This window comes from Tepidisphaeraceae bacterium (assembly GCA_035998445.1).
In the GTDB taxonomy this organism is placed as follows: Bacteria; Planctomycetota; Phycisphaerae; order Tepidisphaerales; family Tepidisphaeraceae; genus DASYHQ01.
In genome coordinates this window covers 65,888-91,054 of sequence record DASYHQ010000008.1, presented here as the reverse complement: position 1 = coordinate 91,054, position 25,167 = coordinate 65,888, and the positions used below count along the sequence as shown (strand labels likewise).

At 64.2% G+C, this 25,167-nt stretch carries 24 protein-coding genes and 1 riboswitch; of the genes, 15 read left to right on the top strand and 9 right to left on the bottom strand.

All coding sequences use genetic code 11. The features are described 5' to 3' along the window. Nucleotides 1–117 precede the first annotated feature (117 nt). The 3 genes from VGN72_02065 to VGN72_02055 all read right to left on the bottom strand — a co-directional run bounded on the left by VGN72_02065 (nt 118) and on the right by VGN72_02055 (nt 1,712). Nucleotides 118–306, bottom strand: a complete 189-nt coding sequence (locus tag VGN72_02065) for a hypothetical protein (protein ID HEV7298120.1) — start codon at nt 304–306, stop codon at nt 118–120. A gap of 102 nt (nt 307–408) precedes the next feature. Next, the gene (locus VGN72_02060; protein ID HEV7298119.1) at nt 409–1,386 is read right to left on the bottom strand and encodes an L-threonylcarbamoyladenylate synthase; all 978 of its coding nucleotides are present in this window, start codon (nt 1,384–1,386) and stop codon (nt 409–411) included. Continuing rightward, nucleotides 1,383–1,712: a DUF2103 domain-containing protein gene (locus tag VGN72_02055; GenBank protein ID HEV7298118.1), complete on the bottom strand. Its 330-nt coding sequence runs from the start codon at nt 1,710–1,712 to the stop codon at nt 1,383–1,385. Before VGN72_02055 ends, VGN72_02060 begins: the two co-directional genes overlap by 4 nt. Nucleotides 1,713–1,852: 140 nt before the next feature. Between VGN72_02055 and VGN72_02050 the strand changes: the two genes are divergently transcribed. Beyond that, complete coding sequence (locus tag VGN72_02050) at nt 1,853–2,311, top strand: redoxin domain-containing protein (protein ID HEV7298117.1); 459 nt, start codon at nt 1,853–1,855, stop codon at nt 2,309–2,311. Nucleotides 2,312–2,434: 123 nt separating this feature from the next. Here VGN72_02050 and VGN72_02045 read toward each other — a convergent pair whose 3' ends face one another. Next, nucleotides 2,435–2,896: a PTS sugar transporter subunit IIA gene (locus VGN72_02045; protein HEV7298116.1), complete on the bottom strand. Its 462-nt coding sequence runs from the start codon at nt 2,894–2,896 to the stop codon at nt 2,435–2,437. A 241-nt stretch (nt 2,897–3,137) separates the two neighbouring features. Between VGN72_02045 and VGN72_02040 the strand changes: the two genes are divergently transcribed. The 5 genes from VGN72_02040 (at nt 3,138) to pstB (ending at nt 10,552) form a co-directional block, all read left to right on the top strand. After that, nucleotides 3,138–3,488 (top strand): hypothetical protein, encoded by a 351-nt coding sequence (locus tag VGN72_02040; protein HEV7298115.1) that lies wholly within the window; start codon nt 3,138–3,140, stop codon nt 3,486–3,488. 249 nt (nt 3,489–3,737) lie between these two features. Then, nucleotides 3,738–4,703 (top strand): phosphate ABC transporter substrate-binding protein, encoded by a 966-nt coding sequence (locus VGN72_02035; protein HEV7298114.1) that lies wholly within the window; start codon nt 3,738–3,740, stop codon nt 4,701–4,703. A 153-nt stretch (nt 4,704–4,856) separates the two neighbouring features. Beyond that, the gene (locus tag VGN72_02030) at nt 4,857–7,532 is read left to right on the top strand and encodes a hypothetical protein (protein HEV7298113.1); all 2,676 of its coding nucleotides are present in this window, start codon (nt 4,857–4,859) and stop codon (nt 7,530–7,532) included. Between the two features lie 184 nt (nt 7,533–7,716). Continuing rightward, nucleotides 7,717–9,537 (top strand): phosphate ABC transporter permease PstA, encoded by a 1,821-nt coding sequence (pstA, locus tag VGN72_02025; protein HEV7298112.1) that lies wholly within the window; start codon nt 7,717–7,719, stop codon nt 9,535–9,537. A gap of 94 nt (nt 9,538–9,631) precedes the next feature. After that, nucleotides 9,632–10,552 carry a phosphate ABC transporter ATP-binding protein PstB gene (gene pstB / locus VGN72_02020; GenBank protein HEV7298111.1) on the top strand — a complete coding sequence of 307 codons (921 nt, stop codon included), beginning with the start codon at nt 9,632–9,634 and terminating at the stop codon, nt 10,550–10,552. A gap of 422 nt (nt 10,553–10,974) precedes the next feature. Here pstB and VGN72_02015 read toward each other — a convergent pair whose 3' ends face one another. The 4 genes from VGN72_02015 to VGN72_02000 form a co-directional block, all read right to left on the bottom strand. After that, entirely contained in the window at nt 10,975–11,403 is a 429-nt protein-coding gene (locus VGN72_02015) for a PilZ domain-containing protein (protein ID HEV7298110.1), read from the bottom strand. A gap of 211 nt (nt 11,404–11,614) precedes the next feature. Continuing rightward, nucleotides 11,615–12,625: an isocitrate/isopropylmalate dehydrogenase family protein gene (locus VGN72_02010; GenBank protein HEV7298109.1), complete on the bottom strand. Its 1,011-nt coding sequence runs from the start codon at nt 12,623–12,625 to the stop codon at nt 11,615–11,617. A gap of 407 nt (nt 12,626–13,032) precedes the next feature. After that, on the bottom strand, nt 13,033–14,058 hold the full coding sequence (locus VGN72_02005; protein ID HEV7298108.1) for a Gfo/Idh/MocA family oxidoreductase: 1,026 nt from the start codon (nt 14,056–14,058) through the stop codon (nt 13,033–13,035). 537 nt (nt 14,059–14,595) lie between these two features. Beyond that, nucleotides 14,596–14,820, bottom strand: a complete 225-nt coding sequence (locus tag VGN72_02000; protein HEV7298107.1) for a hypothetical protein — start codon at nt 14,818–14,820, stop codon at nt 14,596–14,598. A gap of 116 nt (nt 14,821–14,936) precedes the next feature. Then, nucleotides 14,937–15,187: riboswitch (cyclic di-AMP (ydaO/yuaA leader) on the bottom strand. A 248-nt stretch (nt 15,188–15,435) separates the two neighbouring features. On the opposite strand from VGN72_02000, the gene VGN72_01995 reads away from it, so the two are divergent. From VGN72_01995 to VGN72_01975, 5 genes are all read left to right on the top strand, one after another. Next, nucleotides 15,436–16,527 carry a hemolysin family protein gene (locus VGN72_01995; GenBank protein HEV7298106.1) on the top strand — a complete coding sequence of 364 codons (1,092 nt, stop codon included), beginning with the start codon at nt 15,436–15,438 and terminating at the stop codon, nt 16,525–16,527. A 234-nt stretch (nt 16,528–16,761) separates the two neighbouring features. Continuing rightward, the gene (locus VGN72_01990) at nt 16,762–18,000 is read left to right on the top strand and encodes an aminotransferase class I/II-fold pyridoxal phosphate-dependent enzyme (GenBank protein ID HEV7298105.1); all 1,239 of its coding nucleotides are present in this window, start codon (nt 16,762–16,764) and stop codon (nt 17,998–18,000) included. A 35-nt stretch (nt 18,001–18,035) separates the two neighbouring features. After that, nucleotides 18,036–18,284, top strand: a complete 249-nt coding sequence (locus VGN72_01985; protein ID HEV7298104.1) for a hypothetical protein — start codon at nt 18,036–18,038, stop codon at nt 18,282–18,284. 89 nt (nt 18,285–18,373) lie between these two features. Beyond that, nucleotides 18,374–19,243: a hypothetical protein gene (locus tag VGN72_01980; GenBank protein HEV7298103.1), complete on the top strand. Its 870-nt coding sequence runs from the start codon at nt 18,374–18,376 to the stop codon at nt 19,241–19,243. Further along, complete coding sequence (locus tag VGN72_01975; protein HEV7298102.1) at nt 19,240–19,575, top strand: hypothetical protein; 336 nt, start codon at nt 19,240–19,242, stop codon at nt 19,573–19,575. The genes VGN72_01980 and VGN72_01975 overlap by 4 nt, the downstream gene beginning before the upstream one ends. Before the next feature lie 201 nt (nt 19,576–19,776). On the opposite strand, the gene aroC is transcribed toward VGN72_01975, so the two are convergent. Next, complete coding sequence (aroC, locus tag VGN72_01970; GenBank protein ID HEV7298101.1) at nt 19,777–20,958, bottom strand: chorismate synthase; 1,182 nt, start codon at nt 20,956–20,958, stop codon at nt 19,777–19,779. A gap of 221 nt (nt 20,959–21,179) precedes the next feature. Here aroC and VGN72_01965 point away from each other — a divergent pair, with 221 nt between their 5' ends. From VGN72_01965 to VGN72_01950, 4 genes are all read left to right on the top strand, one after another. Next, complete coding sequence (locus tag VGN72_01965) at nt 21,180–21,761, top strand: sigma-70 family RNA polymerase sigma factor (protein HEV7298100.1); 582 nt, start codon at nt 21,180–21,182, stop codon at nt 21,759–21,761. A gap of 17 nt (nt 21,762–21,778) precedes the next feature. Next, entirely contained in the window at nt 21,779–22,510 is a 732-nt protein-coding gene (locus VGN72_01960) for a hypothetical protein (protein HEV7298099.1), read from the top strand. 69 nt (nt 22,511–22,579) lie between these two features. Continuing rightward, nucleotides 22,580–23,653, top strand: a complete 1,074-nt coding sequence (locus VGN72_01955; protein ID HEV7298098.1) for a PDZ domain-containing protein — start codon at nt 22,580–22,582, stop codon at nt 23,651–23,653. 246 nt (nt 23,654–23,899) lie between these two features. After that, on the top strand, nt 23,900–24,928 hold the full coding sequence (locus VGN72_01950) for a hypothetical protein (GenBank protein ID HEV7298097.1): 1,029 nt from the start codon (nt 23,900–23,902) through the stop codon (nt 24,926–24,928). Nucleotides 24,929–25,167 lie beyond the last annotated feature (239 nt).

Sequence of the window (25,167 nt, the reverse complement as noted above, 5' to 3'; positions counted from 1 at the left end):
GCCGCTCCCCTCGGGATGACCTATTCCCTTTGGCGTGTGATCCGTCAGAGCCCCCTCCCTAACCCTCCCCCGGAGTACCGGGAGAGGGGACCGGACCGCGCGATCAAGCGTTCGTGGCTAGTGACCCTCTTCCGCGTCGAGGCTCTGCTGCAGCGACGGCACGCAGACGTTGAACAGCGTGGCCGGCGTCGCGTCGTCACCCACGACGGCGGCGATCTGATCCCACTTGGACTGCATCGCGCGCTCTTCGTTGAGCTTCCACTGCATCGAATCGCTTACCCAATACTGGCTTGTTCCGAAGATCATCGTCTGGCTCCCGTGTGTGATTGACCTGCGGAGACTTACGATTCGCTTCGGAACCGGGCAAATCACCAATCGGAGTTTTGGCCATGTCCGATAATCGCAGCGTTACAAATGCGCCAGCAATGCCCCCCATGCCCCCAGCGTGCGCGTCGCGCGCGTGATGCGGTCGCGCACCGCGTGCCATGCCGGCACATCGGGTGGCAGTTCGATGAAGATCGCGTTCAATTGCATCGCGTCGAGCTCGCGCAGCACCGCGTAGAAGTCCTGCGCGTACAACTCCGGATGCTTCGACATCGCGACGATCGGCCCCCAGCGCTTCGTGTCCTCACCATGCCCGGCCACCATCAGGCCCACGTCGGCGGGATTGATCATTCCACGTTGCGATGTGTCAAACCGGTAGGCGGGCGTGGTGGGGGCGTAATGGACCGACTGCTGCCCCGGACTGACCGCGGCCACGTCGTGCGCGACGGCGCCGCTGAACAGCGCAACGGGACCGATGATGCGTTCGATGGTCTCGCGCGACACGCCACCCGGCCGCAGGATCGTCGGCGCATCGGTCGACAGGTCGATCACGGTCGACTCGATCCCCACGGCGCACGGCCCACCATCGAGGATCAGGTCGACGGATTCACCCAGTTCATCCCGCACGTGGGCCGCGGTGGTGGGGCTGATGCGGTTGGACCGGTTGGCGCTCGGCGCCGCGATCGGCCCGTCGAACGCGCGCAGCAGTTCAATCGCTAGCGGATGGTTCGGCACGCGCAACCCCACCGTTGCGCGCCCGGCGGATACTTCCGCAACGATCACCGCCGACTTCGGCACCACGATCGACAACGGCCCCGGCCACAGCGCCTCTGCCAACCGCTGCGCCGCGTCCGGCCATACGGCGGCGTAACGGCGCGCGACGTCCACGTCCGCGACGTGCGCAATCAACGGGTTCGTCGCCGGCCGTCCCTTGGCCGTAAAGATCCGCCGCACGGCGTCGGCGTTGGTCGCGTCGGCGCCGAGGCCGTAAACCGTCTCCGTCGGAAACGCGACGAGCCGGCCGGCGCTGAGAAATGAGCTTGCACGTTCGATATCGCTCATGGGGAGTGCCGACCCTCCTCGTCAGGCGGGGGTGGCAAGCTGGATGCGTCCACCATCTCTTCTGCGACCAGCCACCTCACGGTAAGCGGTGCATCGCTGCAGATCAGGAACACTTCCTGTACCGTTCCCGTTCCGGTGTACAGGCACTTCAGGCCCGCCTCGGTGGGGTATTGAATCTTGAAGTTCGGTGGCGTCTTGCCGCGGCGGACCTTGATGCGGCCGGGGACGATCCGGCTGACGTGGGGGCAGTTCTTGATGATGTAATCCAGCAGTTCGTCCAACCCACCCACCCGGCCGTGCTGTCGTTTGATTCGGCCGAACTTCATGGGGGTAGTGTATCGGGGAATCGGGAGGGTAAAAGGGAGCGTTGGATTCGTACGGCTGGGGTCGCCTAGGATGGGACCGAACCGGTGAAACACTGGCCGCTGAAGCGGCCAGTCCGGTGGAGTTGACGGGAACTTCAGATATGGCAGACACGTTGAACGTCGGGGGCATCGCGCCGGATTTCGAGTTGTTCGATCAGGACCTGAAGAAGGTAAAACTCTCTAATTTGCGCGGGAAACGGGTGATTTTACTGTTTTATCCGATGGACTTCTCGCCCGTCTGCACCGCCGAGTTCTGCGGGTTCGGGCCGGACGTTAGCCGGATGACCACGGGCAGCGACACGGTCGTCTTCGGGGTGTCGTGCGACTCGCCGTTCAGTCACGCGGCGTTCCGCAAGCAGTACAACCTGCCCGTCGACCTGCTGGCCGACCCCACGCGCAAGATGGCCAAGGCCTACGGCATGTGGTCAGGTGATGAACCGTTCAACTGCACCAAGCGCGGCACCGTCGTGATCGATAAGGACGGCAAGATCACCCACTACGAAGAGGTGGGGATGGATACCGTTCGCGAGACCAAGGACGTCGTTGGTGCAATGGGGTGAGGGGGAACTTCAGCTCAATTAAATAGCCACGGGCAAGCCCGTGGTTGTGTTCCGTTTGTTCAATGTCGAAAGTGAAGGCCACGGGCAAGCCCGTGGCTATATCGCGCGATGGTGCGTTGTGCGCTACAACGATGCTTCCTGTTGCACGATCACCTGGAACACCTCTTCCGGCGTCTTCGCGCCGGCCAGTGCGTGGCGGAATTTGTCGATGGTCATCAGGCGGCTGATGCGGGCGAGCGCCTGAATGTGGGGGCCGGTCTTTTCCGGGGGGCTGGTCAGTAGCCAGATCAGGTTCACGGGCTTGCCGTCGATGGACTGAAAGTCGATCGGCGTCGCCGGGCGACCGATCGCCATGCGCAGGTCGGGGGTGCCGGGGGTCTTACCGTGGGGGATCGCCAAGCCATTACCGATGCCGGTGGTGCGGGTCGACTCGCGCTCCAGGACGGCTTCCAGCACCTTTCGCGCGTCGGTGATCTCCTTGTTGTCGGCCAGCGTGTTCACCAGTTCGGTGATCGCCTCGATCTTGGTCGATCCCGCCAGTGGGATCTTAATGTTGGACGGTTTCAGGATTTCGGTCAAACGCATGGCTACGACACTCCGGGGCAGCTCATCGGCCCACCCGTCGTGAACGGGCGGAAAATAACGGGCCGGATCGTACACGCGCCACTGGGGCGTGGCAAACGCACCGCGACCCGCCCAATCGACCCGGCCACCGTCGAGTCAGCCTTATTTTGATCCTCACATTGAACTGACACGATGCTTAACAATCGCCACTATCGTCCCTCGCACCAAAGAACGACACGGACAACTTTTGAGGAGCTTTCGAATGAAGCGTGAACTGTTGGTGCTCGGTGGACTGATGCTGGCGACGATCGCCGGTGGTTGCGAGGGCCTGGGCTCGTACGACGGTAAGGCCGCCGTCGAACGCAATAAGCGTCAGACGGCCAAGGTTGGCGCGCCAGCGGTGGGGTACCACGAAGTGACGCACGAGGGGCGCATCTACGTCGTGTCGAGCGACAAGGTCGCTGCCGACGTGCGCAAGGGCATGCACCCCCCGACCACGATCACCAAGGTCGGCATGGGCCCGAACCGCGAAACTGTGATCTTCGAGGCCAACAAGTTCTACGTGGAAGACGAACTGCAGGCCGAGTACGCCAAGCGTCACCCGAAGAAGTAGGTCCGGCAATCAAGCCAGGGTGTCGCCAGCGATGGCGTCACCTGGCGGGTGAGGACGAAAGGCCCGTGCCCACGCGGGCCTTTCGTATGTGCGGATCAGTCAACGTCTTACGGATGAGTCCGGTGCATGTTAAGGCCGGGCGGGCCACTAATTTACCAACAATCGACTCGTCTTAATGAAACCCTAAAGAAGCCGCGGCACGATTGTCGCGGCGAGAGACGAGAGACCACGACTTTCCAGGAGGATCGAATGTTCGTTTCCTTGAAGCGCGTCGCGATCGCGGCTGCCGTCCTGATTGCCCCGGCCGTTTCCATGGCCGCCGTGCAGGTGGACCCGGAGTTGCCGTCGTACCAGCCCACCTCGGGCATTTCCGGCACGATCAAGAGCGTCGGCTCCGACACGCTCAACAACCTCATGACCCTCTGGGCCGAAGAGTTCCAGAAGGCCTACCCGAACGTCAACATCGAGATCGAAGGCAAGGGCTCCAGCACCGCGCCCCCGGCCCTCATCCAGGGCACCGCCCAGCTCGGCCCGATGAGCCGCGAGATGAAGGGCAGCGAGGTCGACGAGTTCAAGAAGAAGTACGGCTACGCCCCGACCGCCGTGCGGTCGGCCGTCGACGCGCTGGGCGTGTTCGTCCACAAGGACAACCCGATCAAGGAGCTGTCGCTCGACCAGGTGCGCCAGATCTTCTCGGTCGAAGGCAAGGACATGACCTGGGGCGACCTGGGCCTGACCGGTGACTGGGCCGACAAGGCCGTTTCGCTCTACGGCCGTAACTCGGCCAGCGGCACCTACGGGTACTTCAAGGAGATCGCGCTCGGCAAGAAGGACTTCAAGCCCAGCGTGAAGGAACAGCCCGGCAGCAGCTCGGTCGTTCAGGGCGTGGCCAGCGACAAGTACGCGATCGGCTACTCGGGCATCGGCTACGTGACCGCCGACGTGCGGGCCGTTCCCCTGGCCGCCAAGACCGGTGAAGAGGCCTTCGAAGCCACCCCGGAGAACGCCTACGCCGGCGACTATCCGCTGAGCCGCTTCCTGTTCGTCTACGTGAACGCCAAGCCCGGCTCGGGCGCGACGCCGGTCGTGAACGAGTTCGTGAAGCTCATGCTGAGCCAGCAGGGCCAGCAGGCGGTCGTGAAGGACGGGTACTTCCCGATCGTGAAGCGCGTGGCCGACGAGGCCAAGCAGGAGCTGGGTGTTGCCGCCAAGTAAGGGGCCGATAGCCTAAAATAAGCAGGGCGGCGCCGGCGAAAGACGGCGCCGCCCCTTGTCGTTAGTTTGGCCGGCGATTGCCGCCCGATTCGCACCCGGGGGGACGGGGCTCGCCGGTGGGTGGGAGTGAGTATTTTTCCGAGGGTAACCGACTTGTCGACGCCGAACGAACCGCAGCAGCCAGAGCGCAAGACCTTCACCGGCATCACGCGCCGCGCCACGCGCCGCAGCGTAAAGGTGACCGACGCGGTGGCGAAGTACGTCATCACGATCGGTGGCATCGGCGTGGTGGTGTGCTTCGCGGCCATCATCGGGTTCCTGCTGTACACGGTCGTGCCCCTGTTCAAACCGGCCGAGATCGACCAGAAGCTGTCGACGAACCTGCCCGCCCCGGCGCCAACGACCGCGCCGAGCGCGGCCGGTAACCCGATGGCGATGCAGATCGACGAGTACCTGAAGTCGTTCTGGCTGCTGGACGATCGCGGCCAGCTCAGCATTTACCGCACCGCGGCCGCCGAGCTGGTGCGCACCGAGGCGTTGTCCGACGCGCCGGTGACGGCGATGACGAACCACCGCAACGTGGTCGCGATCGGCCGCGAGGACGGCACGGCCCGCGTCGGCCGCATTCGCCAGGAGATCGAGTTCCTCGAACACCTCCCGGACGCGATGGAGGGCCTGAAGGAGGGCGACTCGGCGATCCACGACGGTGGCGTCGCCATGATGACGCCCGCCGGCCCGCGCGTGGTCCGAACCGTGGCCGAACTGAGCGACCCCGTTGCGATCACGAAGGAAAATCCCTCGGCCATCCGGCTGATCGACTACTTCTCGAACGACCAACTCGAGGTGATGGCGGCCCAGCTGGACGACGGGCGGTTGTTCTTCAACACGATCACGAAGCGCAACAACGTGATGACCGGCAAGGTCACGCGGCGCGTCAACTCGTACGTGCTGCCCGTCCCGGCCTACAAGGGGGCCGAGAAGGCCGCCTCGCTGCTGCTGGGGCTGAACGGGCGGATGGTCTTCGTGATCTACGCCGACGGGTATTGCCTGCGCTACAACACCGACTCGCCGGCCGAGGCCTACGTTGCCGAGGAGATCGACCTGTTGCCGCAGGCGGGCGTGACGGTGACGAAGGTGCAGATGCTGCTGGGCAGCCGCACGCTGATCGTCGCCGACAGCACCGGTGGCGTCTCCGGCTGGTTCCCGGCGCCCTACCCGTTCGATCAGGAAGCCAAGACGAAGGACCGCGAGCACATGATGCTCGCCCACGCCATGCCGGCCCAAGGCGCGGCCGTCACGTCGATCGCCGTCTCCGAGCGCGACCGGCAGTTCCTTACCGGTGACACCGGGGGTGGCGTTTGGCTGCGGCACATGACCAGCGGCACCACGCAGGGCAAGATGAGCACGAAGGACGATGCCGCCGTCCAGCTGCTGGCGATCGCGCCGAAGAACGACGCGGTGCTGATGGTCGATGCCCAGCGGCAAGTGGCGCTCTACAGCCTGCACAACCCGCACGCCGACGGCAGCCTGTCGGCGCTGTTTCTGCCGATCCATTACGAGGGGTACCCGGAGCCAAGCCAGGTCTGGCAGAGCAGCGCCGGCACCGACGACGCCGAGGCCAAGTTCAGCCTGATGCCGCTGGTGTTCGGCACGGTAAAGGCGACGATTTACGCGATGCTGTTCGGCGTGCCGATCGCGCTGCTGGCGGCCATCTACAGCAGCGAGTTCATGCAGCCGCGCGTGCGGGCGGTCGTCAAGCCGGTCGTGGAAATGATGGCGTCGCTGCCTTCGGTGGTGCTGGGGTTCATCGCGGCGCTCGTGCTGGCGCCGTTCATCGAACAGGTACTGCCGGCCGTGCTGATGACGTTCATCGCGATCCCGGTGGGGCTGATGCTGTTCGGCTTCATCTGGCAGGGCCTGCCCCCGCACACCACGCGTTCGCTGCCGGGCTGGATCCCGTTCGCGGCCATGCTGGGGTTGGTGGTCTTCAGCCTGTGGTTCAGCTTCCAGATCGGGCCCACCGTCGAAAGCATCCTGTTCTTCGGCGACTTCCGTGGGTGGGTGGGGTACATCCCGGGCCGGGCGGTGCCCGGGGTGCCGGTGAGCCCGTTCGCCAGCGCGATTCCGGGTTGGATCGTGCTGCTGTCGCCGTTGTTCGCGGTGGGGCTGGTCATCCTGTTCAACCTGTACGTACGGCGGCACCTGTCGCTGTACAACGCCAGCACCTCGCGGGCGACCATCACCATTGCCGACATCACCCGTTTCGCGCTCACCGGCCTGATCGCGGTGGCGCTGGCGTACGTGGTAGGGGCCATGTTCAACGCGATCGGCTGGGACCTGCGTGGCGGGCCGATCGGGCCGTACGTACAGCGTAACACGCTGATCGTCGGCATGATCATGGGCTTTGCGATCATCCCGATCATCTACACGGTGTCGGAGGACGCGCTGTCGAGCGTGCCGCCCTCGTTGCGTAGCGCGGCGCTGGGCGCGGGGGCCACGCCGTGGCAGACGGCGATTCGCGTCGTGCTGCCGGTGGCAATCAGCGGCATCTTCAGCGCCTGCATGATCGGCTTCGGTCGGGCGGCGGGCGAGACGATGATCGTGCTGATGGCCGGTGGCAACACCGCCATCCTCGACCCCAACATCTTCACCGGCGTGCGCCCGATGTCGGCCAACATCGCGGTGGAACTGCCCGAGGCGCCGGTGAACAGCACCCATTACCGCGTGCTGTTCCTGTCGGCGGTCGTGCTGTTCGTCATCACCTTCTGCGTGAACACGGCCGCGGAGATGATCCGCATTCGTTTCCGCAAGCGGGCGTATCAGTTGTGAAGAATGCGGAGTGAAAGAAGCGTCGGCGGTGATCCGGTCCCTCTCCCGGTACTCCGGGAGAGGTTAGGTGAGGGTGATTTCAAACTACTAGAGACTTTCGATAGGACGAATCACCCTCACCCAGCCTCTCCCGGAGTACCGGGAGAGGAGCCAGAGAATCCCCGAGTGATTAAGAGCCAAACGTATGACCCAACTTGAGAATCCACCTTCTGAAGCGGCCCCGTCGAAGCCGGCGTTCCGGCATCGGGTGCAGCGTCGCACGAGCGTCGCGGCACGCGGCGAGCCGATGGTCTGGCTGACCGGTGGCTGCGTGGCGCTGGCCGTGCTGATGATCGTCGCGCTGATCGGCTTCATCGTCATCCAAGGCTTCTCGACCTTCTGGCCGGGCCCGCTGATGCAGGTGCAGGTGAAGGCCGGCGAGACGACGCGCACCGTGCTCGGCGAGCCGTCGCGGCAGGACGTTTACGTCTATTCGGAACAGCTGCCGCTCGACCAGCCCGTGCAGTCGGTGCCGGGCATGACCGTCACGGTCACCAACGAGTCGGCCGAGGCCAACACGAAGACCGTGCGTTACGAGATTCCCCGCACGCTCTACGAGGTGGGCAACTACGACATTACCGGTGAAGACTTCACCTGGGCGGAGGACCGCAACGTCACCGCGACCGATCGGCCACAGTGGGGGCTGGTGATCGAGCGCGTCGCCTGGGGCAACGCCTACGGCACGCTGGAGGCCGTCATCGACAACGGCGTGCGCGCCGACGGCCCCGAGGCCGCGTGGCGGAAGTTCCAGGAACTGCACCCGCAGATGCGCAAGCTGGCCAGCGAGGCCCGCCACATCGAGAAGCACGCGATGGGCGAGATCAGCAAGGAACAGAACGAGATCCGCCTGGAACTGCGCGGCGTCGAGCGCGAGCACGGCGTGGAATCGCAACAGTATAAGGACAGGGTGAAGTCGTTCGAGCCGGCGCAGCAGAAGCTGGAAGAGCGCCTCGTTACGCTGCGCAAACAGGTCGCCGAGATCCGCCAGAAGATGGAGACGGCCAAGATCGTCGTGCGGGCACCGGGGGGACAGTTGATCCCCGCCGACCGCACGCTGCCGGACGAGCCGATGCTAATCGCGCAGGTCGTGCGGGCGTACCCGGCCAACCAACTCTCGACCGCGGGTAAGGCCGGCGTCTACGTCGGGCGCTGGTGGGAATATTTGTCGGACGAGCCGCGCGAGGCCAACGCCGAGGGTGGCGTGCTCCCGGCGATCGTCGGCACCGTGCTGCTGACGTTCCTCATGATCATCTTCGTGGTGCCCGTGGGCGTGATCGCGGCGATCTACCTGCGCGAGTACGCACAGCAGGGGCTGCTGGTGTCGATCGTGCGCATTTCGGTCAACAACCTCGCCGGCGTGCCGAGCATCGTGTTCGGCGTGTTCGGGCTGGGCTTCTTCTGCTACATCCTGGGCGCCAACCTCGACCAGCTGCTGTTCAGCGACCGCCTGCCCGACCCTACGGTCGGCAAGAGCGCGATGATCTGGGCGGCGCTCACGCTGGCGCTGCTGACGCTGCCGTTGATCATCGTGGCGACCGAGGAAGCGCTCTCAGCCGTGCCGCGCAGCGTGCGCGAGGGCAGCTATGCCTGCGGCGCGAGCAAGTGGCAGACGATCCGCCGGATCGTGATGCCGCGGGCGATGCCGGGCGTGATGACGGGCATGATCCTTGCGATCGCCCGTGGCGCCGGTGAGGTGGCCCCACTGATGCTGGTTGGCGCGGTGAAACTGGCGCCCGAGCTACCGATCTCAGCCGATCCGAAGGAGTTCTTCGGGGCCAGCCGTAGCTTTATGCACCTGGGCTTCCACATTTACGATCTGGGCTTCCAAAGCCGCAATTCCGAGGCGGCCAAGAGCATGGTTTACACGACCACGCTGCTGTTGATCGGCATCGTGGTCGTGCTGAACATCGTCGCGATCCTGATCCGCACGCGGTTGCGCAAGGCACATGCGGGTGGGGCGTTCTAACGCGATCGTCCGGTGGCCGGATTGATAATGTTTCGTTTTGTTTGTGGTGGAACGGGCAGACAAGTGGCGACAACCAGCACGTCTGGAGAATAGAATGTATACCATGCAAGTCGAGCGTCCACAGATGAAGACCAGCGTCGGAGACAACTCCCCGGTCTCGAAGAACCTGTTCCCACAGCGGCGGGACATCTCCGTCCAGACGTTCGTGAAGGAGGGCAAGCCCTTCCCCGCCGAGGTCCACCAGGAACTGGAGGCCGAGACGCCGGTCGTCACCGTCGACGACTTCTCGCTCTACTACAACGGCACCGCCAAGGCGCTGCACCACATCAACCTGAAGATCCCGCACGGCAAGGTGACGGCGCTCATCGGGCCCAGCGGTTGCGGTAAGTCGACGTTGCTGCGCAGCGTGAACCGCCTGAACGACCTGATCGACGGCGTGAAGATGACCGGCAACATGTCGCTGAACGGCGACCCGATCTACGCGCGCAACGTCGACGTGATCGAGCTGCGCAAGCGCATGGGCATGGTCTTCCAGAAGTCCAACCCGTTCCCGATGAGCATCTTCGAGAACGTCGTCTTCGCGCTTCGCATCGATGGTGAGAACCGCAAGAGCGTGCTCGAGGAAGCCTGCGAACGCAGCCTGAAGGGCGCCGCGCTTTGGGAAGAAGTGAAGAACCGCTTGCACAGCAGCGCCTTGGGCCTGTCCGGTGGCCAGCAACAGCGCCTGTGCATCGCCCGGGCGATCGCGGCCGAGCCGGAAGTGCTGCTGATGGACGAACCCTGCAGCGCGCTCGACCCGATCGCGACCAGCAAGATCGAGGACCTGATCACGCAGCTGCGCGGCAACTACACCGTGCTGATCGTCACCCACAACATGCAGCAGGCCGCCCGCGTAAGCGACTACACGGCCTTCATGTACCTCGGCCGCCTGGTCGAGTACGGCCCGACGACCACGCTGTTCACCAACCCGCACCTGAAGGACACGGAAGACTACATCACCGGCCGGTTCGGCTAAAGGCCAGCGGACGAAACTTCGTCGCATCGCGCGGTTGTCATCCCGAAGGGAGCCTAAAGGCTGGCGGACAAAACCCAGTCGCCTCGCGTGCAGTTGTCATCCCGATGGGAGCCTTGGCGACCTGAGGGATCTCGAACCACGGACGGTTCTAGGCCGTGGGAGATCCCTCAGGTCGGCAAGCCTCGCATCGGGATGACACGTCCCTGATCAACGCGGGGGTTTTGTCCACAGCCATTAGGCGATCTGAGGGATCTCGAACCCCGGACGGTTCGTGGACTTGGAAATGGGTCAGGTCGGCAAGCCTCTTACCGGGATGACACGTCCCTGATCAACGCAGGGGCTCTGTCGGCCAGCCTTAAGACATGCGCACGCCGCCGTAGAAGCGGCGGATCCGCGGATCGGCTTTCCAACACCACCTGGAACTAGTTCAGGATCGAGTTCGCAATTCGGTCGGCCTCACCGGCGCTGGCGGCCGGGGCATCGGATATCGCGCCCGGCGCAACGCCGACGAATTCCGCGCCAATCGAGTAATTTCCGTCAGCGCGCTTTCGACAGTGGGCCACCGCGCAGAGCAGTTGCAGCGATTTGCCCGTCTGCCGCGGCAGCACCAGGATGAGGTGGCTGCCCGCCGGCACGCGCATGGCGCAATGGATCGCAACGCCGCGCGACGAGAAGTCCGTCATGGTCGCCGTTTCGTTCTTCCGGGGGCCCGAGTCGTGGCACGGGATGATCGTCACCTGATCGCGATGCTTCACACGATAAGCGCGCCGACGCCGTTCACCGCTTGCAGTGGTTGCGGTTGGTCCGATGCCGGAGAGGATTTCAGAGATTTGCTCACTCGTGAGAGGCATAAAGTATTCGCTCCAAACGTTTATCGAGCGAAAGCGAGTGCAGGTTAACGTTTTCAGTAGAGGGATTCCGCCGCTTTGACTCATCATCGAAGGGACGCGCTTCAATTGCCAGAACCGTAAGCGGATGAGCCGTGGCGTTTCTCGATGAAACGACAGCGTTACCGCTCGTAGCTGGCAGATCAATGGTTATCGGACCCCGGGGCTTAGCGCGTTACTTCATTTTCGCGATCAGCGCGTCGGCGAAGCCGTCGGTGGTGTTCGTGCCGCCCAGGTCGCGGGTGAGTTGCGTGCCCTCGGCGAGCACGGCGTTGTAGGCGTTCTTGATACGCTCGGCGATCGCCTCTTCGTGGATGTGGTTCAGCATCATCACGCCGCTCATGATGCAGGCCAGCGGGTTGGCGATGCCCTTGCCGGCGATGTCGGGCGCGCTGCCGTGCACGGCCTCGAAGACCGCGGCGTCGTCACCGATGTTGCTGCCAGGCACGCAGCCCAAGCCACCCACTAGGCCGGCGCAGAGGTCGGAGATCAGGTCGCCGTAGAGGTTTTCCATCAGCAGTACGTCCATCTTGCTCGGGTCCTGCACGAGCTTCATGCAGCCGGCGTCGATGATCACCTCGTCGTACTCGATGTTCGGATATTCCTCTTCGTGAATCCGCCGGGCGCAGTCGAGGAACAGCCCGTCGCTCAGCTTCATGATGTTGGCCTTGTGGAAGACCGTGATGCGCTTGCGATGGCGGCGCGTGGCATAGCGAAACGCGTAACGCGCGATGCGCGTGCAGGCGGCCTCGCTGGCGACCTTCAGGCTGGTGACCACGCCGGGCACGACCTCGTTTTCGATGCCGCTGTACAGGCCCTCGGTGTTCTCGCGCACGATCACCATGTCCACGTTCTCGTAGCGCGTCTTGATGCCCGGCAGGCTGCGCACCGGGCGGATGGCGGCGTACAGGTTCAGCTTTTGGCGCAACTGCACGTTTGCGCTCTTAAATCCCTTGCCGACGGGCGTGGTCACCGGCCCCTTCAGCGCCACCTTGTGCGCCCGAATGGCAGCCAGCGTGCGGTCGGGCAGCACGTTGTCGAACCCTTGGGTCAGCGCATTGGCGCCCGCGGGCAGTTCGACCCAGTCGACCGACAGGCCCGCTGCTTCCAGGACACGCTTGGTCGCGTTGCTGACTTCCGGTCCGATGCCGTCGCCGGGGATGAGAACGATCGTGTGTTTGGCCATAACGGGTCACCTTGTTAGTGCTCGTTTTGACTATAGGCGGATGTGGACAGGAACGCGATGGCTCAACCGCGGTGACGCGGCGGACGCGGAGATAGAGGGAGGATATCTATGAAGGGGGATGTTCCGGTCCCTCTCCCATGTACGCATGGGAGAGGTTAGGTGAGGGTGATTCGAATTCGAATGACCAATGACCAAACCTGAATGACCAATCTAATCCTATTAAACAATGACCAAAAGACGACCTCGCCTTTATTGGTCATTCGTTTTGGTCATTTAGGCGTTTCACGACGTTCGAAATCACCCTCACCTAGCCTCTCCCGGAGTACCGGGAGAGGGACCGGAATGCGCGTCCGCAGCCAGGGCAACCCTTTGCCGCTTCCTTCGCGCCATCGCGCCTTCGCGTGCTCTTACTTGCCCTCGTTCAGCGCAGCCAGATGCCTGGCCATCACCTCTTCCGTCGCCACGCGTGCCACGCGGGTGGCGAGGACCCCGTCGGCGCCGGTGGGTAGGTTGCCGGAGTCGCCGGTCTGCAGGGCACGGGCGAACTCGGCGTACATGCCCTCGAAGTTCTTCTCCTCGTGCCACGGCAGGTGCTGCGTGCCCTGGCGGTTCACGACCTCGAAGACGCGGGCCTGGCGGTCGTAGCGAATGACGCCGTCGGTGCCGATCAGTTCATACACGAACTGCACGCGCTGGTCGCGCGAGGTGTGGGCGAAGCTGTAGCTGATCTCGACCATCGTGTGCGTGCCGCCGGTGTGTTCCAGGTGCAGGTACATGTGGTCGGGGGCGGCGTACTCATCGACCCAGATGCCCTGGCCGTGGTGCGAGACGATCTCGGTGCCCAGCCACCAGCGGGCGAGGTCGATCTGGTGCACGCCGCAGTCGACCATCGGGCCACCCTCGAGCATGCGGCCCTCGCGGTGCAGGTTGGGGTGGTCGGTCGAATCGCGCGGCTGCCACTTGCCGTGACAGTCCCAGTTGTAGATCAAACGCAGCGACCGCACGCTGCCAATTGCGCCCTCGCGCACCAGCCGCTTGATCTCCAGAGCGCACGGCGCGAATCGATAGTTGAAGCCGACGAACAACGGCACGTCGGCGCCGCGCATCAGGTCGACCATGGTCTGACTGTCGGCCTCGTTCATCGCCAGCGGCTTCTCGCAGAGCACGGGCTTGCGGTACTTCGCCGCCAGCCGCACGTTCTCCAGGTGCGCCGGGGCGGGCGAGGTGACGACGACCGCGTCGATGCCGCTGGCAAAGAAGGCCTCGATGTCGGTGAAGCCCTGCTCGATGTTGAAGCGCGACTTCACGTCGAGCATCCGACCGGCATCGGGCTCGAAGATGCTCTTGAGCGTCAGGCCAGCGGTCTGCTGGATGGCGGGAATGTGACCGTAGGTTGCAACGACGCCGCAACCCATCAAACCAATGCGAATCATAATGCGTTTTATCGGTGGAAGGCGGGGCGGGCGTCAAGCGATCGACACGCGATCAGCGGGAAAACCAGCATGAGCCAGATGACCGTTGGCAGACATCGATCCGTCGATGCCTCTCTAAGAAGAACGGCCGCGCAGCCCCATCGTGAGGGAAATCATCATCGATGGATAGAACGACGGTTCCCTGAACGCGGTTCGGCGAATTCTATAGCAGGGCGCCCCGTGCCGTAGCGTTTGGGTCCCACGGATTGGTACTCCAAGCCGTGCTGTAAGGTCGAAGCAGCCGACCTGGCTTGGAGTACCAACCGTGGCACCCAAAGGACAAGCCGCTGCAGGAATAGGTCCGTTGCTCTAGTAAACGCACCAGGTTACGTGAGAGCAACTCGGCGTAGGCGTGACATTGGAGTCGTCCCCCTATTGGAGGCAACCCAAGGTGGGTGTCGCTTCGGGCCACCGATCAGGCGTGGTGCCACAACCGTTCACGGCCCGGCGGGCCGTGTTACGAAACAGAAGGACATCACTCTTCTATCGGATAATCGCCTAAGCAACCTGCTCGGCGTTCGACTGCTGCTGCTGTTCGGCGGGGAGGATCTGCGAGATCACCTCCTGCAGGCGACGCTCGGCATTGCGGATGTCGAAGCTGGCGACACCCGTGCGGCGGTGGGCGAGCAACCGGTCCAAACCACCCGGCTTGCTGAGGACGTCCAACAACTTGGCGTCGATCAGGTTTTCGATGGCTCGGCGGAGCTGTTCGGACTGGGACACGCGTTACTCCTGCGCTGGTAAGCGCTGTTGTTCGGTAGCGACCGCACGGGGGAACCCCAGGGCCACAACGGTTGAACAGAAGGATATCGGAGGGAATCCAAACGCTTGCAGAAGCGTTGATCCCTTTCAAATGCCTACGGAGTTAGCTGACGGGCTGGGAGCTGAAAGTCTCCCTCAGTTCAAGGTAAGTTCATTTCGCCAAAGCGTACGCATTGCGCACACCCCGGCCCATTCACCCACCTCGACCAATTCGCCCCTGCCAAAATGATCCGTTTCCAGATCATCGTGACGAACGTGAAACGCACATCTTCACGTCGGGTTCTCCGTGCCACCCGAAGAGTTCGGGCAGCTTAGGCGGTCAAGCAAGCTCGATTGTGAAGAGTGCGCAGAATATGTCAAGATGAATTCCGCGAAAATTCGAAGTGTTGCCGGCTACTATCGGACGCTGCGCACTTCCTATGTCCATTCCACCACGAGAAATGTGACGCGTTGTTCGTAAGCGTTTCGATGCTTGGATACATGACCATCTTTTAGTTGACAGGCGGCTATCGAAAGAGCCGGAACATTGGATCATGGCTACCCACTTGGGGCGCTTTCCCTATACGATGACCGACAATGTTCAGCCCTCAGGTTTCGCTTGCGCTCGTCCCGATTTTGATCGCCTGCAACGCGTTCTTCGTGTGTGCCGAGTATGCCGTGGTCGCGATCCGCTCGCAGGAGCTCGACCGCCTTCGCGCCCGGGGCCGCCAGCGCGCCGCCGACGCGATGGCGGCGCTTAAGGCCGACCCGGCGGGGGCGATCGGGGCGATCCAGGTCTGCATCACGATGACGAACCTGATGCTCGGCGGCATCGGTGAGCCGGCGATGACGGCGCTGCTGGTAAGGGTGATCGGGCCGCTGGGGGATCTACTGCCCGAGGCGGTCTTCCGGACGATCTCGACGTTCCTCAGCTTCACGATCGTCACGCTGCTGACGGTGGTGCTGAGCGAGCTGCTGCCCAAGGCGCTGACGCTGCGTTACGTGGAACCGGTGACGTCGTTCACCGCAGTGCCGGTGCTGTGGGTTCGCCGGGCGGTTCGACCGTTGGTCTGGCTGATGAACTTGCTCGCCAACGCCGTCAGCCGGCCGTTGGGCTTGGGGCGGGTGGACGAGGCGGAAAAGCAGACGCACAGCGCCGCCGACATCATCTCCCTGACCACAAGCGCCGCCGCCGACGGGGTGGTAACGCCACTGGAGCAGGCCTTGGTGTTGAATGCGCTGGCGTTGGGCAAGCGCACCGCCAAGCAGATCATGGTGCCGCGAATGCAGGTGGCGTACCTCGACCTGAAGTGGGACATGGCCCGCAATCGCGAGGTGATCAACTCGCACCTGTTCAGCCGGCTGCCGCTGTGCGACGGGGGGCTGGACAAGGTGATCGGCGTGCTGCACACGAAGGAGTTCCTGTCGGCCTACCACGCCGCCGGCGACGTCAGCGTGCTGCCGCTCATCGCCCGCAAGCCGCACTTCGTCCCCGAGACCGCCAAGGTCGACCGGCTGTTTCCGCTCTTCGGCCAGTACCACTCTGAGATGTTGCTGGTGGTGGATGAGTACGGCGGCGTGGAAGGGGTGGTGACGTTGAAGGACGTTGTCGATGAATTGCTGGACGATCCGACCGACATTCCGCCACCGAGCGAACTGGGGGGCCTCGAAGCAGCCCCCGCCACATAGCGGTGGGCTTGCCCACCGTCCTGCTTTCGTACTTCTTCGAATCGAAGGAGAACGTAGCCCGTTTTCAAAACCGGTCATCCTGAGGTACTCCGAAGGATCTCCCCCCGTCTTACGTCAAGAAGAGATCCTTGGGAGCACCTCAGGATGACGGTTTCTCCGGGAAGTACATACCTCTGTTCTTTGCCCCACGCGACAACTGACCCCTGGGGATGTTAGACTGTCTCGCGAACCACCATGAGCAACCAAACCCCCTTCAAGATCGACGTGTCGGCCCGCATTCAGCGTTTGCCCCCTTACCTGTTCGCGCGCATCAACAAGACCAAGTACGACAAGCGCGTCGCGGGCATCGACATCATCGACCTGGGCATGGGCAACCCGACCGATCCCACGCCCGAGTGCGTCGTCGACAAGCTGAAGGAAGCCGCGATCGACCCGCGCAACCACCGCTACTCGGTCAGCGTCGGCATCGCGGGGCTGCGCAAGGAGGTCGCCAAGAAGTACAAGAAGAAGTACGGCGTCGACCTGGACCCCGAAACCGAGATCATCTCCACCATCGGCTCCAAGGAAGGCTTCAGCCACCTGTGCCTGGCCATGCTTGGGCCCGGCGACACGATCGTGACGGGCGACCCCGCGTTCCCCATCCATATTTACGCCCCCGCGATGGCCGGCGCCAACGTGATCCGCGTGCCGCTCGGCAACGATCAGGCGTTCCTCGATCGCATCGAGAAGGTCTTCGTCGAGCTGTACCCGAAGCCGAAGCTGTTGATCTTAAACTATCCGCACAACCCCACGAGCATGACGATCGAGCCGTGGTTCTGGGACAAGGCGATCGAGATGTGCCGCCGGCACGGCGTGATGATCGTCAGCGACTTTGCGTACGGCGAGATCAACTTCGACGGCTACAAGGCCCCCAGCTTCCTGGCCGCCAAGGGCGCCACGGAGATCGGCGTCGAGTTCACGACGATGTCCAAGAGCTACAACATGGCCGGCTGGCGCGTCGGGTTCTGCTGTGGCAACAAGGAGATGGTCAAGGCGCTGGCGACCATCAAGGGTTACTACGACTACGGCCACTTCGCGCCGATCCAGATCGCCAGCGTGATCGCAATGCGCGAGTGCGACAACACGCCCGAGGCGCAGAGCAAGCTCTACGCCGAGCGCCGCGACGTCGTCTGCCGCGGTTTGGATAAGCTCGGCTGGACGTACGAGAAGCCGCTGGCCAGCATGTTCGTCTGGGCCCGCATCAACGACGCCCACTTCAAGCCCAACGAGGACACGATCGACTTCTGCCTGCGCATGATGGACGAAGCGGAAGTCGCGCTCTCCCCCGGCAAAGCCTTCGGCGAGAACGGCGAGCGCTACGTCCGCATCGCCCTGGTGGAAAACGAACACCGCCTGAAGCAGGCCATGGGCAACTTGGAACGGGCCCTGAACCCCCGCAAGCCCAAGCCCAAGCGCGAGACGGCAGGGGCGTAGCACACGAGGCGCACGGAAACCAGCAAGGGGACCTCGTGGCCGATCTGACCAACCCGAAGGTCATCTACGCCAAGGCCGCGCTGTTCCTGCTCGGCGGTTCGCTCGCTTCGTTGGCCTTAATCCTGGAACGGCCGACGTTGAAGGTCGCGCTGTTGCTGGCCTTGGCGACCTGGTGCTTCGCCAGGGCCTACTACTTCGCTTTCTACGTGATTCAGCATTACATTGACCCCAGCTACCGCTTTGCGGGATTGGGGCATTTTGTGCGCTACCTGCTGAAGCGATGAACGGCTGACACGGCCACTGTTGCCGTTCGCGGGCTGCACCTCATCTTCGTCAGGCGTACGGCAGCCGCAGTACATCAACGGGGAAGACAATGACCGACCTTGCCGACGCGCCGCCCCACGTCCGCCCGCTCGAGCGGTACGTGCAGCTCGAGACCGATCACTTCTGCGATTGCGGCTACAACCTGCACGGGCAGATCGTCACGCGCGACGAACGGCTCAACTTCATGGTCTGCCGTTGTCCGGAGTGCGGCACGTGGCACCCCGCTGGCGAGGGAACGTCGGCGCGGCGTGTCTGGCTGAACCGCATCGGCCTCTTTGCGCTGTTCGCGTGGATCCTTTTCGCCACCTGCGTCGTGCTGGGATTGTTGCTCGCGATGGGCGGCATGCAGGGCCTCCACAACGCGACCGCGGTGGAGTGGGTTCAGTTCCTGCCCGACGGCACACGCGTCGAATGGGATTTGGAGCAGGGCCAGATGGTCAATTCTGTCACCCGCCAACCGCTTGCGAACACCGGTTTTCTCAACATCCAGAGCCGTCGTGTGTTCGAGATGCAGTGGGACCGCCAAGAGGTGACGTGGGTCATCTTCCTGAACCTTGTGTCGTGCCTGCTTGCCACGAGCTTGGGCGGGTTCATTGCAATTGCGGGGTGGCACGTCCCACGACGGCGATACCTGTGGGTAGCGTTGCTGCCGATCGCCGTTGCAGGTGTCGTGTATGGGCTGTGGCGCCTCGAACGTTCACACGATGCATTTCACGTTGAACTGTTGCCTTGGATGGGGTGGTGCGTGGCGCTGCAGGTGATCTTCGTGCTGCTGGGCACCGTGATCGGCCGCCCACTCGCCCGCGGGTTGGCGCGCGTCTTCGTGCCGCCCAAGCCGCGGCAGGCGCTGGCGTTCCTGTGGCGCGTCGACGGCAAGACGCCACCGCCGATGGCCGATGCCCAGGGAGCGACACGATGATCACAAGAGAGTTTATCCTCTCCAACTACGCCGAAGCCGGCTTGTGGATCGTGATCGCACTCGGCTTCGCGATCGCGGTGTTACGCAAGGGTCACGCTCCGGACGCGCGGCGCGACTGTGTTGTCGCGGCGGTGGCGTTTCTGTTGTTCGGGCTTTCGGACGTCGTCGAGACGCGCACCGGCGCGTGGTGGCGACCGCTGTGGCTGTTCGTGTGGAAGGCGGCTTGCGTGGCCACGTTCGTGGTGTTGCTGGTTCGCCATTACCGGCGGAAGCGATGGGCCGTTCTTCCGTCTTCCAATCACGGTGCGCTGGGTGGCGAGGAGGCTAGGTGAGGGTGCATTCTGTTCTTTCTGACGTCGCCAGCAGCTCGAAATCACCCTCACCCTAACCCTCTCCCGGAGTACCGGGAGAGGGGACCAGACTTCATAAACACCGTCTCAGGATGACGAGCTACGCGGCCGATTCGCCAAGTGCATGGGCCCCCAGGAATGCCTGTCCGCCAACGATTCATCAACGTGGACGGGCGCGGCGCGTTATCCCTCGTATCCCGCCGGCAGTTTCCTCGCCGCCGCGAGGAAGTTCTCGTAGTTCGTGCGGACCTCGACCATCGAGTCGCCGCCGAACTTGTCGAGGAAGGCCTTGGCGATCTCAAAGGCGACCACGTTTTCCATCACCACGCTGGCGGCGCTGATCGCGCTGATATCGCTGCGTTCCCAGCCGGCCTCGGCCGACTGTTTCGTCTGCAGGTCGACGCTGCGCAGCGGCTTGCCAAGGGTGCTGATCGGCTTCATCGCGCCGCGCACGATCACCGGTTGGCCGTTGGTCATGCCGCCTTCTAAACCACCCGCATTGTTGGTGGGGCGGGTGAAGCCCAGCGATGGCGTTTCCTTGAGGCTGGCGTCGTACAGAATCTCATCGTGCACCTGCGATCCGGGCAGGTCGGCGACGTCGAAGCCCATGCCGATCTCGACGCCCTTGAACGCCTGAATGCCCATGACGGCGGCGCCGATGCGGCTGTCCAACCGGCCGTCCCAGGTCATGCAGGTGCCCAGGCCGATCGGGCAGCCGAAGACGTGCGCCTCGACGATGCCGCCGGCGGTGTCCTTGGCCATCTTCTGCTGGTTGATGAACTCGCGCATGCCGGCGTCGGCGGCGTCGTCTAAGACGTAGACCTCGCTGGCGTCGCGCCTGGCTTGCAGATCGCGGTAGTTGGCCGGCGTCACAACCGCTTCAGACGTCACGCCCCCAACGCTGCGGACAAAGCCGAAGACGTGTATGTCGAACGCCGCCAGCAGCGACCGCGACAGCGCGCCCGCCGCCACGCGGGCGGCGGTCTCACGGGCGCTGGCGCGCTCCAGCGTTTCACGGCAATCGGTCGTCAGCCACTTAATGCTGCCCGCCAGATCGGCGTGGCCCGGCCGGGGGCGGCGCAACGGGGGCGTGGCGGTGGGGTCGTCCAGTCGGTTGTCCTTGTTCGGCACGAGCATCGTGATCGGTGAACCGATTGTGCGGCCCATGCGCACACCGGTGAGAAACTGTACCGCGTCCGTCTCGATCTTCTGCCGCCCACCCCGGCCGTAGCCGCCCTGGCGGCGCTTTAACTCGTTGTTGATCAGTTCTTTATCGATTGGCATCGCCGCGGGCAGGCCTTCCACCAGTGTGATCAAAGCGGGCCCATGCGATTCGCCGGCGGTGCGGTAGGTCAGGACGGACATGCCGGGGATTGTAACAGAGGTTTAAAGTGTTTTCAGGGGAACGGTCGAAGCAACCCGGCGTATACTTTAGAGGTATCGGACGTAATGCCGATCACACGGTGGCGGGCTTGCTTTTCGGAGGCCGAAAGCGACCGGGCAAAACGAGTGATGGGCAGGAACAATCGAGCGTAACTTTTAGGTCCACCGGCGCGTAATGAGGTCGGTCGACGAGAGTTAATGGGATGGTAGATACAACCGTCGAGCTGTTCGAGAAAGCCGTCCGGCTGCACACGAGGCGTCTGTTGACGATCGCCCGCGCAGTCGTGGGATATCGCGCGTCGCCGGAAGACGTGGTGCAGCAGGCCGTGATGAACCTGTACAAGCACCGCGAGCGCTATGACTGGCGCGAGGCCGGTGGCCTGCTTCGCCGGGCCGTCGTGAACGAGGCGGTTCGGTTGCTAAGGCAACCGAAGATGTCGATGGTGGTCGACGATCACCCCGGCGAGTTCGACACGCCCGACGCCAGCCTGGAGGACCGCGAGACGGTCGTGCGGGTGCGCGAGGCGATCGACAAGCTGCCGCCGCACTTCAAGACGGCATTGGTGCTTTGCGAGTACGAGAACCTGTCGTACCAGCAGATCGCCGACACGATGGGCGCCACCGTGCCGCAGGTGAAGACCTGGATCTTCCGGGCCCGGCGAAAGCTGGAAGACATGCTAAAGGATTATGTCGAGGGCAACCGCCCCAAGGCCGGTGTACTGGTAAGTGCAAAGGCGAACGTGAACAAGTCGCAGGCAACGTCCAAACGATCGAAGCCGCTTTGAGACAAGAAGGAGCTGCCGTGAACCGCGTGCCGGACCAGGATCTGATGCTGCTGGAGTCCTACCTGGACGACGAACTGTCGGCCAACGAGGTAGAGGCGCTGCGCGAGCGTCTGATCGAGGAACCGGAACTCGCCGACGCACTCGTTGACCTGCGGGCGGCCCGCGCGGCCCGGCAAAAGGTCTTCGGCACGATGGAGCCGGGCGAGCTGGCCGTCAGCGATATGGTCGCCAAGGTTCAGAAGACGGTTCGCAGTCGCATTCGTTGGAACACGCGCGTTCGCGAGAGCCTGCGCTACGTCGCGGCCGCGGCGTGCGTGACGATCGGCGTGATGGTCGGATCGAAGGCGACGCAACCGGTGAGTGCGCCGCTGAGCGTGGGGCCGAGTGCGACCGCATGGCGGAACGATGTTACGCCGAACATGTCGCCCATTTGGAATGAACCCGGCCCGGCGATGCCGGTGCAGTTCGACACGTCGCTGCAGCCCGTGCAACCGCGCGAGACGCCCCGCGTGGTCGTGTTGCGTGACGGGCGCGGCGAGATCGTCGCCGCCTTCACGCTTGAAAACGCCAACGAGGCTAGCCGGTTCTTCAACGATCTTCGCAACGCCGCGTCGCAGGGCCATCAGTTGGTGCCCGCACCTCAGCAGGGCGCGTCACCCTCGCCGCGCGGCACCATGCTCATCTCGGCGCCGGCGGCGCCCGATAACGTTCAGCCTATCGGGCCGAGCCCCGTGGGCGCCGATTTCTGATAGTCGCTGTTCGGTTGAGATCACCGGCCGGTCGCACGTCACCGTTTCGCTGCATCACGAACGCCATTCATGCGTAGTGCCGTCGCCCTCATCCTCGCGATCTGCTGTACCTCGCCCGCGATGGCCGAGCAGCCACCCACCAACGGCCAGTCGAACTCGATCGCGTTCCTGCAGCAACTGAATCATGAAGTTCGCGCCGCCTACACGCGGGCCAGCAACGGCATCGTACGCGTGCACCTGCCCACCGAACTGGTGAACCCCGCGGTCGATGTCATCCGCAAGTGGGAGCCGCGGCTGAACCCGGAACTGCGCCGTAACGCCGGTGGCGGCGCTGCTCCTGCCACGGCGCCGGCAACGAACGAGAGCAAGGCCACGGCGGCCGACGGGGCAGCCACCCGGCCCATGGGCGTGTTGAACGCGCACGCGAACGTGGTGACCGTCGGGCTGGTGCTCGACACCGTGGGCACGCTGCTCGTGCCGGCCTATCTGGACCCGGCGCGCGTCGGCAAGCCGATCGCGATCAGCACCAAGGACGGCGTGACCACCGAGGCCACCGTGGTGGCGGCCGACCGGGCAACGGGCATCACGCTGCTGCGCATGCGCGAGCCGCTGGGTCAGCCCGTGACGCTCGCCAAGCGACGCCCGGATGCCGGCATGCTGCTCATCTCGCTCTGCGGCGATGAGACGCGCCTGACCGTCTGGACCGGCGCGTCCCGCGAGTCGGCGGTCCTCATCCTGCCCAACCAGGAGATCGCCGTCCTGCGCGGCGGGCGGTTCATGGGTGGCGCGGGTTACGCGTCGCTCGTGCAGCAACTGCTGAAGGACGGCACCGTCCAACGCGCCTCGCTCGGCCTGCGCGTGGCCGAGTTGCCACCGTACGAGCAGGGCCGCCTGGCCCGCGTCGAGGCGATCGACCGGCCGGGCCTGTTCGTGGGGGCCGTCACGCCCGACCAGGCCGGCGCGGCCGCCGGCGTGCAGGTGGGGGACCTACTGCTGGAAATCGGTGGCCACACCGTGCCCGACGTCGCCACCGTCGCCGCGGTGCTCGCCGAGGTGCGCGGGCAGACCACGCTCACGCTCGGCCGCGAGGGCAAACGCATCCAGATTGATGTCGAGCTCGGCCAACCGCAGCCGGCCAAGTAGCGGCGCTGCGGCCGGCCGTTTGGGTCACGTCCGCTTTCGCGGCGCGCGTCATCGCGTTTGTGCGGGCATTTTCATCCGGCTATCCTGCGGCCTTCCGTTCCCTTGCACGAAAGGAACCGGTTGCCGCGCGTCCTGCCGATTCTTCTCGCCGGTCTGCTGACCCTCGCTGGATGCGCCACCGCGCCACCACCCCTGGCAACCGAGCCGCTTGGCGTTCAACTGCGCCGTGCCGATTCAACATTAACGATGCCCTTCGCGGTCGTGCTGGGCTTCGAACATGACAGCGACCACGTCTTCCAGACCGGTGGCACGATTGCCCGCGGGCGAAAGGCCATGTTCCACACGGGCAGCGCCGCGCTGGCCGTGCGCGACCGCGTGACGGTGCGGTTGCCGTCACTGGTGAGCGGCGGCGCTTGGCCGGGCGATTGGACGCTGGTGGGCGCATACGTGTACGCCGACGGGCCGGCGAAGGTCGAGGTCACCTACGCGCCCGGCACCGATGCCAGCGCCACCAACCGCGTCGCCGTGCCGGCTCATCGTTGGACGCTGGTCCAGGTCGATCTGGCGGCAGTGCACGAGGGGCCGCCGCACGACTTGGAATTTCGTTTCGACGGGCCCGTGCGGTTTCTGGACGACGTGCTGCTGGTAAACGACTTGCGCGTGCTGGCCGAGTCGCCGAGTTGGACCGTCCTTCACCAGGGGCATCGCACGGTGGCGCGCTGGTCGCACGGCGCGGGGCGCTCATGGCCGACCAGTGCCGATGGGTTGGCCGAGCATTCGTATTCGGTGACGGAGGCCACCCCGGCTCGCCTGTGGCTGACCGGCACGCCGGCCGGCGTCGTCGTCGCGTACCCGGACGGGCGGTGCCTGATGAACGGCCACCACGTCACGATGCCGACCGGCAACACGGTCGGACGCGACTACGCCGCGTTCGCCCAACAGCATGAGCGTCCCGGCGTACTCGAGGTGCCATCGGCGCAGGGCGAGCTTGATCGGTTGTCAACCGGCGATGCAAACAACGACGGCTACAACGAGATCAGCGGCGCGTATCGTATTTCTGCGCGCGGCTCGCGGTTGGATGTGACGATCGACCCGCAGCAACGCCCGCTGATCCAACCGCTGCTGGAGATCGCCAACCTGCCGCCCGGTGAGGTGCAGGCGACGATCGAAGGTAAATGGCTGCCCGTCTTCGGCCGCACCGCGAATGGGAACGTGCTGATCGCCGTGCCGTCGACGCTCCAGCGGCCGACGGTGGTTTCGGTGAAGGTGCAGTAGGGCCGGGAAGGGTGGTCATTGCTTGGCAGTCTGAATAAGAACAGTCGGTGATCGCATCGCGCGAGTTGTCATCCCGATGGGAGGCTTGCCGACCTCACCCATCTCCCAAGGCCGAGAAACGTCCGACGTTCGAGATCCCTCAGGTCGCCAAGGCTCCCATCGGGATGACACGTCCGCGTATAGCGTCGGAGGTTTTGTCCGCTAGCCTTTAGGCTCCGCTCGGGATGACACTCGGTCTT

Coding starts and splice junctions, on each gene's coding strand:
- VGN72_02065 (HEV7298120.1), bottom strand. CDS start 306: ATGATCTTCGGAACAAGCCAGTATTGGGTAAGCGATTCGATGCAGTGG.
- VGN72_02060 (HEV7298119.1), bottom strand. CDS start 1,386: ATGAGCGATATCGAACGTGCAAGCTCATTTCTCAGCGCCGGCCGGCTC.
- VGN72_02055 (HEV7298118.1), bottom strand. CDS start 1,712: ATGAAGTTCGGCCGAATCAAACGACAGCACGGCCGGGTGGGTGGGTTG.
- VGN72_02050 (HEV7298117.1), top strand. CDS start 1,853: ATGGCAGACACGTTGAACGTCGGGGGCATCGCGCCGGATTTCGAGTTG.
- VGN72_02045 (HEV7298116.1), bottom strand. CDS start 2,896: ATGCGTTTGACCGAAATCCTGAAACCGTCCAACATTAAGATCCCACTG.
- VGN72_02040 (HEV7298115.1), top strand. CDS start 3,138: ATGAAGCGTGAACTGTTGGTGCTCGGTGGACTGATGCTGGCGACGATC.
- VGN72_02035 (HEV7298114.1), top strand. CDS start 3,738: ATGTTCGTTTCCTTGAAGCGCGTCGCGATCGCGGCTGCCGTCCTGATT.
- pstA (HEV7298112.1), top strand. CDS start 7,717: ATGACCCAACTTGAGAATCCACCTTCTGAAGCGGCCCCGTCGAAGCCG.
- pstB (HEV7298111.1), top strand. CDS start 9,632: ATGTATACCATGCAAGTCGAGCGTCCACAGATGAAGACCAGCGTCGGA.
- VGN72_02015 (HEV7298110.1), bottom strand. CDS start 11,403: ATGCCTCTCACGAGTGAGCAAATCTCTGAAATCCTCTCCGGCATCGGA.
- VGN72_02010 (HEV7298109.1), bottom strand. CDS start 12,625: ATGGCCAAACACACGATCGTTCTCATCCCCGGCGACGGCATCGGACCG.
- VGN72_02005 (HEV7298108.1), bottom strand. CDS start 14,058: ATGATTCGCATTGGTTTGATGGGTTGCGGCGTCGTTGCAACCTACGGT.
- VGN72_01995 (HEV7298106.1), top strand. CDS start 15,436: ATGTTCAGCCCTCAGGTTTCGCTTGCGCTCGTCCCGATTTTGATCGCC.
- VGN72_01990 (HEV7298105.1), top strand. CDS start 16,762: ATGAGCAACCAAACCCCCTTCAAGATCGACGTGTCGGCCCGCATTCAG.
- VGN72_01980 (HEV7298103.1), top strand. CDS start 18,374: ATGACCGACCTTGCCGACGCGCCGCCCCACGTCCGCCCGCTCGAGCGG.
- VGN72_01975 (HEV7298102.1), top strand. CDS start 19,240: ATGATCACAAGAGAGTTTATCCTCTCCAACTACGCCGAAGCCGGCTTG.
- aroC (HEV7298101.1), bottom strand. CDS start 20,958: ATGTCCGTCCTGACCTACCGCACCGCCGGCGAATCGCATGGGCCCGCT.
- VGN72_01965 (HEV7298100.1), top strand. CDS start 21,180: ATGGTAGATACAACCGTCGAGCTGTTCGAGAAAGCCGTCCGGCTGCAC.
- VGN72_01955 (HEV7298098.1), top strand. CDS start 22,580: ATGCGTAGTGCCGTCGCCCTCATCCTCGCGATCTGCTGTACCTCGCCC.
- VGN72_01950 (HEV7298097.1), top strand. CDS start 23,900: ATGCCCTTCGCGGTCGTGCTGGGCTTCGAACATGACAGCGACCACGTC.